General features: G+C 60.2%; 12 protein-coding genes. 7 read left to right on the top strand and 5 right to left on the bottom strand.

Translation table 11 applies throughout. The features are described 5' to 3' along the window. Window positions 1-12: 12 nt before the first annotated feature. A complete protein-coding gene (gene mddA, locus ACSQ84_RS13710) occupies window positions 13-771 on the bottom strand; it encodes a methanethiol S-methyltransferase (protein ID WP_436212291.1) in 759 nt (252 codons plus the stop codon). 161 nt (window positions 772-932) lie between these two features. Here mddA and ACSQ84_RS13705 point away from each other — a divergent pair, with 161 nt between their 5' ends. Then, window positions 933-2,495 carry a winged helix-turn-helix domain-containing protein gene (locus ACSQ84_RS13705; RefSeq protein WP_436212170.1) on the top strand — a complete coding sequence of 521 codons (1,563 nt, stop codon included), beginning with the start codon at window positions 933-935 and terminating at the stop codon, window positions 2,493-2,495. Window positions 2,496-2,500: 5 nt separating this feature from the next. On the opposite strand, the gene ACSQ84_RS13700 is transcribed toward ACSQ84_RS13705, so the two are convergent. Both ACSQ84_RS13700 and ACSQ84_RS13695 read right to left on the bottom strand, forming a co-directional pair. After that, entirely contained in the window at window positions 2,501-3,070 is a 570-nt protein-coding gene (locus ACSQ84_RS13700; protein WP_436212169.1) for a DUF6456 domain-containing protein, read from the bottom strand. A gap of 66 nt (window positions 3,071-3,136) precedes the next feature. Next, window positions 3,137-3,679, bottom strand: a complete 543-nt coding sequence (locus ACSQ84_RS13695; RefSeq protein WP_436212168.1) for a GcrA family cell cycle regulator — start codon at window positions 3,677-3,679, stop codon at window positions 3,137-3,139. A 107-nt stretch (window positions 3,680-3,786) separates the two neighbouring features. Between ACSQ84_RS13695 and ACSQ84_RS13690 the strand changes: the two genes are divergently transcribed. From ACSQ84_RS13690 to ACSQ84_RS13680, 3 genes are all read left to right on the top strand, one after another. Then, window positions 3,787-4,404: a LexA family transcriptional regulator gene (locus ACSQ84_RS13690; RefSeq protein ID WP_436212167.1), complete on the top strand. Its 618-nt coding sequence runs from the start codon at window positions 3,787-3,789 to the stop codon at window positions 4,402-4,404. Window positions 4,405-4,589: 185 nt separating this feature from the next. Then, complete coding sequence (locus tag ACSQ84_RS13685; protein WP_436212166.1) at window positions 4,590-4,865, top strand: hypothetical protein; 276 nt, start codon at window positions 4,590-4,592, stop codon at window positions 4,863-4,865. A gap of 168 nt (window positions 4,866-5,033) precedes the next feature. Continuing rightward, complete coding sequence (locus ACSQ84_RS13680; RefSeq protein ID WP_436212290.1) at window positions 5,034-6,188, top strand: OpgC domain-containing protein; 1,155 nt, start codon at window positions 5,034-5,036, stop codon at window positions 6,186-6,188. Between the two features lie 95 nt (window positions 6,189-6,283). Here ACSQ84_RS13680 and ACSQ84_RS13675 read toward each other — a convergent pair whose 3' ends face one another. Continuing rightward, window positions 6,284-7,585, bottom strand: a complete 1,302-nt coding sequence (locus ACSQ84_RS13675; protein ID WP_436212165.1) for a glycoside hydrolase family 3 N-terminal domain-containing protein — start codon at window positions 7,583-7,585, stop codon at window positions 6,284-6,286. A 183-nt stretch (window positions 7,586-7,768) separates the two neighbouring features. On the opposite strand from ACSQ84_RS13675, the gene ACSQ84_RS13670 reads away from it, so the two are divergent. From ACSQ84_RS13670 to ACSQ84_RS13660, 3 genes are read left to right on the top strand one after another with little or no spacing between them, the layout of a single operon-like run. After that, complete coding sequence (locus ACSQ84_RS13670; RefSeq protein WP_436212164.1) at window positions 7,769-9,361, top strand: DUF4153 domain-containing protein; 1,593 nt, start codon at window positions 7,769-7,771, stop codon at window positions 9,359-9,361. Window positions 9,362-9,386: 25 nt separating this feature from the next. Continuing rightward, window positions 9,387-10,088, top strand: a complete 702-nt coding sequence (locus tag ACSQ84_RS13665) for a response regulator transcription factor (protein WP_436212163.1) — start codon at window positions 9,387-9,389, stop codon at window positions 10,086-10,088. Beyond that, a complete protein-coding gene (locus ACSQ84_RS13660; RefSeq protein ID WP_436212162.1) occupies window positions 10,085-11,677 on the top strand; it encodes an ATP-binding protein in 1,593 nt (530 codons plus the stop codon). Before ACSQ84_RS13665 ends, ACSQ84_RS13660 begins: the two co-directional genes overlap by 4 nt. Here the strand turns inward: ACSQ84_RS13660 and ACSQ84_RS13655 are convergent. After that, window positions 11,674-12,906, bottom strand: a complete 1,233-nt coding sequence (locus ACSQ84_RS13655; protein ID WP_436212161.1) for an acetyl-CoA C-acetyltransferase — start codon at window positions 12,904-12,906, stop codon at window positions 11,674-11,676. The genes ACSQ84_RS13660 and ACSQ84_RS13655 overlap by 4 nt on opposite strands. Window positions 12,907-13,393: the final 487 nt, after the last annotated feature.

Below are 13,393 nucleotides of genomic sequence, written 5' to 3'. Positions count from 1 at the left end.
ATCGAGGGAAAATCAGATCAGTTTGCGCCATGGGAACAACATCGATACCCGATCCCTGTAACGACGGTACTCATCACCAAACATGTTGATGAGGTCACGTTCCTCGAACAGGATACCGACGAAGATATAGGCCGTGGTCACTGCCGCGAACAAGAGATGTCCGACGCTCATCGTGGGCGCGGCCCAGAAGGCGATGATGAAACCGAGATAGATCGGATGCCGCACGAAATTATAGAGCAGCGGGGTCCGGAAGGTCGGCCTCGGCATCTGCCGACCGGTCAGATTGCTGGTGACCTGATGCAATCCGAACAATTCGAAATGATTGATCAGGAATGTACTGGTGAACACGATCACCCAGCCGACAAAGGACAATATGGCGACCGTAGCGGCCATTTCAGGCTCTTCGATGTGCCAGACGACGGTCGGAATCGGCCGCCATTGCCAGAACAGCAAAAGCAGCGTCAGGCTTGCGAAGAGCACATAGGTGCTGCGCTCGATCGGCTTTGGAATATACTGTGTCCACCATTGTTTAAAGCCCCTACGCGCCATCACGCTGTGCTGGATGCCGAACAATGACATCAACGCGAGATTGACGGCGAGTGCTTCAAAAAGGGGCGATTTCTCGCCAGTATCGATGGCCTTCGGCACGCCCAGGTCCGATACGAACCCGATCGCATACAAAATCGTGAAGAGAAATGTGAAATAGGCCACAGCACCGAACAGAAATGCAGTGAATTTAAGCATCCGATTTGTCGGCATGGCTGAGTCCATGACTTGGGCTTCGGGCATAAAATTAACTCCGTTGAGAACAATAGGGTCGCGACTTCGATTTTTGCAGAATGACTCAAAGGCGCGTCGAAGACTTTGCCTGATGCTTGATCTCCCCATGAGATCGACTTGATTGTTTCTTGAGAAGGGGTGCGGTAACGAACGTGAAATTTGAATTCGACCAGCACGCTCTCGACACCAATCTTCGCGAGTTGCGCCGCGACGGCGAATTGGTTGCGATACAGCCGCAGGTATTCGACCTGCTGGTTCATCTGTTGAAGCATCGCGATCACATCGTCAGCAGGAACGATCTCATTGCCCTGGTGTGGGGTGGTCGGATCGTGTCGGACTCAACGCTCGACAGCCGCATCAACGCGGCCCGAAACGCCATCGGCGACTGCGGGAAGGAGCAACGGCTGATCCGGACAATTCCGAGGAAGGGCATTCGTTTCGTGGGCGCCGTGAATGAGCCGCTAAACGGCGTTCATCTGGCTGCGACGGAGACGCAAGCCCTTATCGAACAAGCGCCGCTGCCGTCACCGGACCGGCCGGCAATTGCCGTGCTCCCGTTCGACAATATGAGCGGCGATCAGGGACAGGAGTATTTTTCCGATGGAATCACCGAGGACATCATCACGGCGCTGTCGAAATTGCGCTGGTTCTTCGTGATCGCCCGCAACTCCTCGTTCAGCTACAAGGGCAAAGTGGTGCATCTGAAGCAGGTCGCGGCCGAACTGGGGGTGCGCTACGTCGTCGAAGGCAGCGTGCGCAAGAGCGGCGATCGCGTGCGCATTACCGCACAGCTCAACGACACGGCGACTGGCAGCCACATCTGGGCAGAGCATTACGACCGCGATCTCGTCGACGTATTCGCCGTGCAGGACGAGATCACCGACGCGATCGTCGCGGCGATCGAGCCGCAGATCTATGCCGCCGAAAATTTCCGCAGCCGACGCAAGCCACCGAATAGCGTGGACGCGTGGGATCTGGTGATGCGGGCATTGTCACATCATTGGCGTGTAAGCCGGACAGATAGCGAAGCCGCTCAGGCGCTTCTGGAGCAGGCGATTGCGATCGATCCAAATTACGGCCAGGCGCTGTCGCTTTCCGCGACCAACCACATGTTCGGCGTACATCTGGGCTGGACGGATATTGCGACCGTGGCGCCGGTCGCCGAGCGCGCGGCGCTCGCGGCCATCGCGGTTGACGGCGAGGACGCCTGGGCGCATACGGCGCTCGGCAGCGTCTATTTCTCCACCCGTCGCCTCGACCACGCGCTCGCCGAGTTCGAACTGGCGTTGCAGCTCAATCCAAATTTTTCGTTGGTGCAAGGTTACTACGCATTGGCTCTTTCGTACAGCGGACGCTGGCAGGATTCCTACGCCGCCGCGCAACGCGCCATCCGCCAGAGCCCGCGCGATCCCTCCTCCTCGATCTATTACGGCGTCGCCGCCTACGCCCAGTTTGTCGGAAAGAACTATAGTGAAGCGATCACACTCGCACGCGAAGCGACCCGCCAGCGCGGCGATCTTTCCGGCGCCTACCGGGTGCTCACCGTGGCCGCCGGCATGGCCGGGAAGATCGACGTCGCCAAAGCTGCGCTCGACGAGCTACGGCGGACCCAGCCCAATATTTCACTGGCCTGGATCGCGACCCAGTTGCCCTGGAAGCTCGACTCGGATCGCGAGCACTATCTGGAAGGGTTCCGCCGCGCCGGGCTGGCGTAGGGCCTTCATCGCGGGGGCGCTTTGACGGGATCGCCCGTTGCGAATCCATAGATCAACGCCAGCCGATCGAGGCATTCGCAGAACCGGCGGGCGAAATAGTCCTTCCAGCGCTGGGTGCTCAGTCCCCGCTTCTGTCCGACCTGCTCCATAGTCAAGCCATGGACCAGGACATCATGCACCAGCGCCGAGCCGTCGGCGCCGAGTTCGCGCTCGGCGCGATTCAGCCGCAGCACGGCCTTGCGCTGGCCTTCGGTGATCGGTTCGCGCATCTGCGCGCCATCGACGTATTCCCGGGTCGGGTCGACCGCGCGGAGGCCGCGCTCGGCCCTTTCCCAATCGCCCTGAAAGGCTCGCCCGCCCTGGTACTGCGCTTCGTCGACCTGGCGATGAGAATGCAGGCGGGCAAGCGGATCGTTGCGGATCGACCGCAGGGTAACGATCTTCTCACCGGGTCCCAGCGCCAGGGGATTGTCGACCTCGACGGCCGCGACCTCTGCGTTGTGCAGCAGATCGCGGGATCTGCGGTCATGCGCTTTCGCAGGGTTGTAGGGCTTCTTGCGTGTGGCTCTTGGCATATCGGACGTTCTCCTTTCAAAAATGATGGTATTTTGAACTGCGCTCGGAAGGACTTGGCCTGTCGTTCATGCCGTCTCAACCAGCCTGAGCAAGACCGTGCACGCCGCGCGTTCCGATGGCGTGCCGGGGCCGCGGCTCAAATGAAAATGCGCGGTGCAGTAACTCGAGCCGGGCCGGCGTGGATGACCGCAGAAGGTGATGGTTTCACCCTCCTCGTCCCCACCGTAAGGGTAGCGGCAATTCCCGCGCTCCAGTTCGGCGATGGAAAGATGGAGCGGATCGATCTCGACGCAGCGCAGTTCGACCGGCTTCGTGCCCTTGAATGGCGGCACCGGCCAGGGAAACCTGGGCGACGTCTGCTCGACCAGGTGAATCCGGCCCGACCGGTTCAGCGCCGGCTGCGATTCGGACCGATCGGTCCCAACGAGCCCCATGCGCTTGGCACGCCCCAGCACGGCGTTGCGCGTGTAAGCGGTACTGAATTTCCTGTTGATAGCTGCCGCGATCCTGGCAAAGGACAAATGCAGGGCAAAAAGCTCCCGCAGCGCACCCGAGTGTTCGGGCGGCCAATCCGTTGGTTCCATTACTGAATTTCCTGTTTCCTTCAACGCCGCCCGACGCCCTCATATATTTCCGATATTCAGAACTAAAAGTCAAGCTTGATTTCTGGTAATCGTAACCATAGGGTGTTTCCGAAATTCAGGAGGATGAAGCGATGCTGGACGTCAGAATGATCGAACGGGCACTTAAAAGGACGGGCAAAAGCAAGGGCGGCCTGGCGGACGCCATGGGGGTCCGGGCAGGCGCAGTCTCGGAAATCCTGTCCGGGATACGGCTGATCAAGGCCTCCGAGATCGCGCCGATCACGGAATATCTCGGGCTGAATTCGGTGCCGATCATGGGCCGCGTCGGCGCCGGCGCATCGATCGAGCCGGAGTATGAACAGGTGCCGCCGGAAGGCCTTGGCGAGGTGGAACTGCCCTTCCCGATGGCCGAAGAGACCATCGCTTTTGAGGTTGCAGGCGATTCCATGCTGCCAAAGTACGAAAATGGTGACGTTATCGTGGTTTTCCGCGAGCAGCGCCATCCAGTGTCGAGTTTCTACGGCGAAGAAGCTGTGGTGCGCCTGAAGACCGGCGAGCGCTATCTGAAGACGATCGAGCGAGGAAAGTCCTCACCTTTGGTCAATCTCAAGAGCTTCAACGCCAAGCCGATCAATGGCGTGAAACTCGAATGGATCGGCGAGATCTGCGTCACCCTGCCGCGGGGCCAGATCGAACGCCTGCGCAACAAGGCAGCTGCGAAGACACGTAAGTCGGCTAAGGCAAAATAGCGGACAGACCAGCTGAGAATCAGCGGGCGCCTGACAGCAAATCGTGAGGGTGATTCGGTCCGTCAGCCCCGGCGGGCCGAATCGCACTCCGCTTCTTTCCGTTTTTCGGAATTTTATCTTGACTTCTTCTCATTTTCCGAAATACAATGGCTGTAGGCTCAACAAATTCGGGCAGATTGAGAAGTATGCAGTATTTCGTCGTGATGATCGATTACGGCCGGCGCGGCCGCGAAGCTATTGTCGATCCTGAGATTACCCGGCGCGAGGTCATCTCGCGGATCGAGTCGGGCGAATACAAGAACATCAGCTTTATCCATGAAATCGTTGATTCCTCCGTCGAGGATATCACCGCGGACATTCTCGGCGAGGCCACCCTTCCCGATATCGGCACGTCGGGCGCCGATCTACAGGCCGACCAGTTCGATCGCCTGCGCGATTTGCGCAAGCACGAGACGGCATGAACTCTGGGCGGCATCAACCTCCGCTTTCAAAAGATTGTGATTGTCGACCAGGTTTAATTGCCGGAATCTTCCCTAGCTGTACTTCACGCAAAGTCTATTCGGACAGTGCAGACGATCACGCTACATAATCAATTCGATTCTCTCCGGCCTGCAAAGTTTTTACACTCCATGTATCCGTCAATGAAGGCCGAGATTGCCGCTCGCGATGGCGATCCCCGGCTTAGTCTGCTGCTTGGCATCGCGGCCTGGTTTCTATTTCTGGATCACATTCCGCATAACGTGGTCAGCGCGTTGACGCTCCGGAATTTTGGGTTCAGCGGCGCAACCGACTTGTTCGTGTTTGTCGGCGGCTATACCGCCGCGACCCTCTATGGAAAAATGATGCTGGAGCGTGGTTTCGTGGTCACCGCTACGCGCATCTTCAGGCGCGTATGGCAGCTATACGCCGCCTATGTCGTCCTGTTCGTGATCTATATCGACTTGATCGGATATGTCGCGAGGCAATCCGCTGCGCCCGAGCTCATCCACGAATTCAATGTCGCCGGCATCCTCGGCCATACGATCCGGACATTGATCTACGGCTTGCTGCTCCAGGCCAAACCGCTCAACCTCGATGTGTTGCAGCTCTTCATCGTCTTGATGGCATTTTTCCCAATCGTGTTGCTCGGAATGTTGCGCCGGCCGAACCTGACGGCAGCCGGATCAATCGCACTTTACCTCGCCGCCGGCAAATTCGACTGGAATCTGTCCTCATATCCGGACGGGCACTGGCACTTCAATCCGTTCTCCTGGCAGTTGCTGTTTGTGCTGGGCGCCTGGTTCGCTTTGGGTAGCGCGGGGCAAATGCGGGCAATTCGTTTGCTCCAGGATAGTCCGATCCTGCGCATGACGGCTTTGCTCTATCTGCTGTTCGCCTTGGTAGTGACCGTAGCGGGAAACTTGCCGCAGTTGACCGGGATCGTTCCGAACGCCTTGCTCCACTTTATCCTCCCCATTGAAAACGAAGATCTCGCGCCTTACAGGGTGCTTCACTTGCTGGCTCTTGCCTTTCTCTTCTCGTTTCCAGTCCCGAAAGATTGGCGTGGATTTCAGCGGCCAGCCCTGCGGCCGATTGTGAAGTGTGGCGAAGAATGGTTGCCGGTCTTCTGCGCCGGCGTATTCCTTTCCTTTGCCGGGCATTTCATCCTGATTACGGGGCCGAATTCAGTTGCAATGCATTTTCTGGTCAGTTTTGCCGGAATCGCAATCATGGTGGGCGTTGCCTATTATGCATCTTGGTCGAAACGGCAGGACTACAAGCCCGCATTTAGCTCGCGATATTAACCGGCGCGATACCCACATCGTTATGATGCGGCCATGAATAAATTGATTGGCATGCAAAATCGCGTTGCTCGACTTCCCAACGGATAGCGCCAGCCTCAATCCAGCGTCAACCCACGCGTCAGCCGCGCCTCGCTGTCGCGCAGCATCGCCGGATCGAGTTTCCCCTGAGAATACGCATCCTTGGCGCAAGCAAAGATACGGTAGAACTGCACACCGTCGAAGGCGACCAGCAGCAGATCGACGCCGGCGTTGAGCGCTTCAACCACTGCCGTGCAGACATTGTTCTGATAGATCGCGCCCATCACCAGATCATCGGTCATGATGACGCCCTGATAATTCCATTTCTTGCGAACGATCCCGTCAACGACAAGCCGGGAATGCGACGCCGCGCGGTCGGGATCCACAGCCGTCAGCGTCACATGGCCGATCATTAACTGCGCCCTGGAGCCCGCCAGCACATCCCGAAACGGCCGCCAGTCGGACGCCTCAAGCTCTGCCAGAGGTGTGTCCAGACCAGCACTGAAGTGATGGGTATCGGCACGAACCCGTCCCAGTCCCGGAAAGTGCTTGACGGTCGCGCCGACGCCGGAGGCCTCGAGCCCACGGACATACGACAGAGCGATGTCGGCCACGATGGCCGGATCATCTGAAATCGCGCGGTAGCCGATCAGCGTGTTGAAATCGAACCGGTTGCGCTTCGTGTCGGGTCGCAAATCCAGCACCGGCGCCAAATTGAGGTTGATGCCAAGCGCCGTCAGTTCCTGTCCATGAATTCGTCCGAACGCCCCTGCTTTCTCGGCGCGAGCATCCGGCGGAAGGGCTGCCAGCGTCGATAGCGCAGGCAATTTGGTCAAGGGCGGCGACAGATGCGAAACGATGCCGCCTTCCTGATCGGCCGCAACGATCAGAGGTGGCAGGCCGGCAGCGCGGCGTCTGTCCTGAAGCGCCGAAATTTCGGATCTCAGCGCCTCCGGTGCGCTTCGGACATTGTGTTTGGTGATGTAGATGCCGGCAATCAGGCCTCTCTCGGCCAAGGCAACCACTTCGGGGAATGACGAATACCCCACCATGAAATGCTGTCCGAGGTGTCGCGCCTGCGCGACGTCAGTCTGCAGAACGTTTCGCTTGCGCAGCTCGAATGAAGTGTGCGCGCACAGCATTGACAGCGAGGGCAGACACCACAGCAGGACCAGCAGCTTTCCCGCAATGCCGGGCCGGCGCCAGAGACCGCCACGAATCAGACAGGCGAGAACGGTAACGCTCACCACGACGAGAACGATGTTACCCGCACCACGCAGTGCAATCAGGTAGGGGTCGTTCTTGTTGGCTGCGGCAAAAACGAAAGCCGGCCCCGCGAACCAGACCAGAACGACGCCGAAACGTTTGATGATTTGCATGAAGGACGATGCCGCGCGTGTGACAAGGTGGGATCACCGCGTATTAAACTTGTCCATCCCGCGCGAGCGCATAAACGCTGCTGCACAGAAACTGCATAAAAATCCTGAACTCTTGCAGACGGCCTTCCCGGCATTTGCACAGCTGCCGCGCATAGTTCGGCCTGCAAACCGGTGACGCCTCGAATGTCCATTCCCTCACGTTTAGCCAATGATGGTTGGTGGCTCTGTAAGCCCCGTTCGGCGGCGCTGGTGTGCAATGTTTCCCTCCAGACAGGCAGCGCAACGATGGCTGAATCCTCTACGCCGGCACCCCATGCAGGCTCCATTCAGGAAAATGCTTTCCCGATGAGGCCGGCAATTGCGCTGGCTCTCGCGGCGTTGGCCGACTGGCTGTTCTACGGGCAGCGAACCGGAATATCCGCCGTCATTTTTGCCCTTGCGTTGACCGGCGCTGCGTTCCTCGCCAATTTCGCGAGGCTGAACAAAGCGCAGGTTCTGCCTGCGGGCCTCCTTGTGCTGTTTGGCGTCGTCCCGGCGGTCGAGGAATTCAACGCCGCTTCACTTTTCTTCATGGTCCTGGCGCTCGGTGTCGGCCTCTCGTTGGCGACAGATCGCAAACTGACCGGTGTCGGCGAGCAAGCCGCAGCGCTCCGCGAGCTTTATCTGATCGGTCCATTCAGATTGCTGCGGGACGCCATCGGCGCCTTCAATCTCCCGGCGCTGACGGCAGGTTTCGCCGTGTGGTTCGTTCCGGTGGCTCTCGGCGGCATCTTCGCATTGCTGTTCGTATCGGCCAATCCGCTGCTTGAGAAATGGATCAGCTTGCTGAACCCCGGCAGCGCCACCTCCTATATCAGCCCGGGTCGAGTGATGTTTTGGGCGGCCGCGTTGTCGCTCGTTTGGCCCTTTATCCATGTGCGATGGCGCCGCAAGTCCGAGGTGACGCCCGACTTGGCCGTGACGGTAACCGCGGCGCACGAGACGCCAGTTCAAGGCCTCGATTTCTTCGGTGTGGCGACCATCCTGCGTTCGCTGATCCTGTTCAATCTGCTGTTTGCGGTTCAAACCGCCATGGATGTATTTTTTCTCTGGGGCAACGCAGCGCTGCCGGCCGACATCAGTTATGCCGCCTATGCGCATCGCGGCGCCTATCCCCTGATTCTTACGGCGTTGCTGGCTGCGGGATTCGTACTGATCGCAATGAGACCCGGTGGCCCCGCCGAGCAGTCGAAGGTGATCCGGCCGCTCGTCTATCTGTGGGTCGCGCAGAACGTCCTGCTCGTTGCGTCATCGATCCTGCGACTCGATCTCTATGTGCAGATCTACCTGCTGACCTGGTGGCGCGTCGCGGCCTTTATCTGGATGCTGGTTGTCGCCTTCGGACTGCTGCTCATCGTCGCCCGCATCAAATTCAACCGTTCGAACGATTGGCTGATCCGCGCGAACCTCATCACTTTGACAGCAACGCTCTATGTCTGTTCGCTGGTCAATTTTCCCGCCATTATCGCCGACTACAATGTCGGCCATAGCCGGGAAGCCACGGGCAAGGGTGTCCCGGTCGACATGAATTATCTATTTCATCTCGGGCCCCAGGCCCTGCCGGCCATCGACAGGGCGATCGCCCTCCGCAGCTTCGATCCAAACCTTGTTTTCCGCCGCGACTACCTTGTAGAACAGCAACGTAAAGATGTGGCTTCCTGGCGCAGCTGGGGTTTTCGGAGCTGGCGGCTCCAGCGTACTCTGGACGCCCAACAGAAGAGCTCGGCCGCAAGCTGACGACGACCATTGTCCGGAGAGATGTTTGACGCACCGTATCCTCATTGTTGATGACGACCTGCACATTCGCGAGGTCATCCGGGTCGCGCTCCGGAAGGCCGGGATGACGGTGTTCGAGGCGCGCGACGGCAAGGAAGCCTTGACCCGCTTCGCCGCCGACAGGCCGGACCTCATCATTCTCGACATCGGCATGCCGGAGTTCGATGGACTGGATGTCTGCCGGGAGGTGCGAAAGTCATCGGACGTTCCGATCCTGTTTCTTTCAGCACGCGACGACGAAATCGACCGCGTGCTGGGTCTCGAGATCGGCGGCGATGACTACGTGACCAAACCCTTCAGCCCGCGCGAACTCGTCGCGCGGGTGAATGTCATCCTGCGCCGCACCTCCCTGCGCGGGTCGGACCCGAAGGCAATTGCGGCGCTTTCCCAGGGCGAACTCCTGGTCGATCCGGAACAGCATGTCGCGGCGTTCGCCGGCACACCACTTCGTCTCACCGCCATCGAGTTCGGAATCCTCCGGGCATTTCTGACCAGGCCGTCGGTGGTCTTCAGCCGCGAGCAGATCATGAATGCCGCCTATCAGCTCAATATCCAGGTGTCGGACCGCACCATCGACAGCCATATTCGCAATATCCGCGCCAAGCTGGCCGCGGTGAATTGCGACAATGTCATCGAGACCATCCACGGCGTCGGCTTCAAGCTCGGGCGATGCGAGCCGCAGGCATGATACCGCGGACCGGCGAGAAATGGCGGCCGTCGGTCGGAATGATTATTTTTGCCGCGCTGGCTGCCGTGGCCGCATTGCCTTTGGTCGGGCTGTTCTTCTTTCGGCTCTATGACAACCAGCTCATTCACCAGACCCAGGCCGAGCTGATCGCCCAAAGCAGGGTACTGGCCGCGGTCTACGCGCGGGAAGTGGAAGCCCGCCTCGATGCCGGGGTCGTCCTTGGCGCCGAACTCCCGCCCGAGGCGCGTCCTGTTCCGGAGGACCGGATGACGCCCATCCGCCCCGCACTCGACCTTGCCGCCGGCGCCGACCTGCTGCGACGGCGACCCGATGCACTTGCCGCCGGTGCGCCCGCATCTCAGGCCTATGTCGAGATCGGCGCGCGGCTGTTGCCGATCATCCTGGATACGCAGAAGGTGACACTGGCTGGATTCCGGATCCTCGATCCCCGCGGCGTCGTGATCGCCGGCCGCAACGAAGTAGGCCAATCGCTGGCCCACATCGAGGAGGTGGCGGCCGCGTTGCAGGGACAGTATCGCGCCGCGCTGCGGATTCGCGTCCCCGACAAGCCGCCGCCGCCAATCTACTCGATCAGCCGCGGCGTCGGCGTTCACGTGTTTTCGGCCATGCCCGTCGTCGTCAACAACCGCGTTGCCGGCGTCATCTACACCTCGAGGACGCCGAGCAACATCTTCGATCATCTCTATCAGGAGCGCGGCAAGTTCATCCTTGCGGGCTTCGCCGTCATCTTCGCCACTGTCATCATTGGCCTGGTGTTTTCCCGCACCATCACCCGGCCGATGCGCGAACTGGTCGATCGCGCCGCCCGTATCAGCCGCGGCGACCGCGACGCCTTTCAGCCCCTCGCCCATTACGGCACCCGCGAGTTTGCCCAGCTGTCGCACAGCTTTCTCGATATGGCCGAGCAACTGTCCCGGCGATCGGATTACATCGCGACCTTCTCGTCGCATCTCACCCATGAGCTGAAGTCGCCGCTGACGTCGATCAAGGGTGCCGCGGAACTCTTGCTGGATTCGCTGCAAAGCAAGACCGACAATCTCACGCGGATGGAGCAGAAGAATTTCGTATCGAATATTCTGGGCGACACCGAGCGCCTGGAAGCGATGACACAACGGCTGCGCGAACTGGCGCGCGCCGAAACCGCGCCGCAAAACGACCACACCGAATTGAGCCAGGTCGTCAGTGGATTGAGGAGCCGGTTCCCGACCCGCGCGATCGACGCCTCCGGCTGCCTGGAGCGCTCGATTGGCATGTCCAGCGAGAAGGCGCTGATCGTCCTGTCGCATCTGACCGACAACGCCATCCGCCACAATGCCCGGAACGTGCGGCTGGAAGCGTTCGATGAAGCTGCCACCATCACGATGACCGTGAGCAATGACGGCGACCCGATATCGGAAGCCAACCGGGAGAAGATATTCGACGCCTTTTTCACCACCCGCCGCGACACCGGCGGCACCGGAATGGGGCTCGCGATCGCCCAGGCCGTGATGAAGAGTCACGGTGGATCGATCCGGCTGTTGCCGACCGACAAGGGCGCCGCGTTCGAGCTGCAGTTTCCGGCAGCTTAAACCCGCTCGATAATAATCGCCGGCGCCATGCCGCCCGCCGCGCACATCGTTACCAGGCCGCGCTTGAGATCACGCCGCTCCAGTTCGTCGAGAACGGTGCCGATCAGGATCGAACCGGTCGCGCCGATGGGATGCCCGAGCGCGATCGATCCACCGTTGACATTGACCTTGTCGCGGTCGAGCTTGAGATCGCGGATGAATTTTTCGGCGACGACGGCAAAGGCCTCGTTGATCTCGAACAGATCGATATCGTCGAGCGTGAGGCCTGCCTTGGCCAGTACCTTGCGCGCCGCCGGCACCGGCGCATTCAGCATCAAGGTCGGGGAATCCCCCATGTTCGCCATCGCAACGACGCGCCCCCGCGGCTTCAGGCCGTATGCTTTGGCGTAATTCGGCGAAGCCAGCAAGATGGCTGCCGAGCCATCGACGACGCCGGAGGAATTGCCGGCATGGTGCATGAAGTTGATATCGAGATCGGGATATTTGTCGAGAATGAGGTTGCGATAGGTGGTGCCCTTGTCGTCGAGCGGATAGTCCGCGACCGCGGTAAAGGCCGGCTTCAGTTCCGCAAGTCCCTCGAGCGTGGTCTGCGGCCGCGGATATTCCTCGCGGTCCAGCGCAAGGCTGCCGTCCTCGCGATAAACAGGCACAAGGCTCTTGTCGAAATGACCGCCCTTGATGGCGGCGGCCGCGCGCTTCTGGCTCTCCACGCCGAGGGCATCGACATCCCGCCGCGAAATGCCCTCCAGCGTCGCCACCGCATCGGCACAGACGCCCTGATGCGACTGCGGGTGCCGGGCACGCAGACGGAGGTTGCCGTTGTCCATCATGAACGGCCCTTCGCCGCGGCGGCCCTCCATGGACATCATTTCGGTACCGCCCGCGATCACGAGATCTTCCGAGCCCGACATGATGGAATTGGCCGCCATGTTGACGCTGGTGATGCCGGAGCCGCAGAACCGGTCCAGCGTGACGCCGCTGGCGCGCACGTCATAGCCGGCGTCGAGCGCCGACATCCGGCCAAGGTCACCACTCTGCGCTCCGCGCTGCGAACTGGTGCCCCAGATGATGTCGTCGACATCTGCGGTATTGATGCCGGTGCGATCGGCCAGCGCCCGCAGCACCGTGGCGCCGAGTTGCTGCGGATGGATGCCGGCGAGTGCGCCCTTGCCGGCCTTGCCAATGCCACGCGGCGTCCTGCAGGCGTCGATGATCAGCGCGTCAACCATGGTGTTTTCCCTTGCGACTGTTGGTTGGCGCATTTGCCGCCGGTCAAGCCTCGGAGTCAATTCACTCCGTATACCCAGACCCATGCACCTCGGGCAGAGGTGGTCCATTCTAGCGCTCACGCTCTCTCCACGCGTCGTCCCGGCGAACGCCGGGACGCATAACCCCGGTCATCTGTTGTTGAAGGAAGTCGTCCACCATCGTGCTCAACAATTTCCGCCGCGGCGTATGGGTCCCGGCCTTCGCCGGGACGACGTGGATAGGTCATCGCAAATACAGCTTCACGATCTCGCGGCGCATCGCGCCCGAGGTTTGCCAGAAACTTCCCGCCCTCGAAGATAGAGGGCGCAGGGAAGACCGGGTGCGCGCTGCACCCGCGGTCTCGTGTGCGATTGTGCAAAACAAAAATGCACACGAGCATACAGGGCAGCGGTGAACACCCGGCCTTCCCTGCGCAATGGCTTTACGGCTTATAACGAGCTCTCCCCG

The sequence above is a fragment of the Bradyrhizobium sp. LjRoot220 genome (assembly GCF_964252915.1).
GTDB lineage: Bacteria > Pseudomonadota > Alphaproteobacteria > Rhizobiales > Xanthobacteraceae > Bradyrhizobium.
Note: the sequence above shows the minus strand (reverse complement) of the source record. Positions and strands in the feature narration are given on the sequence as shown.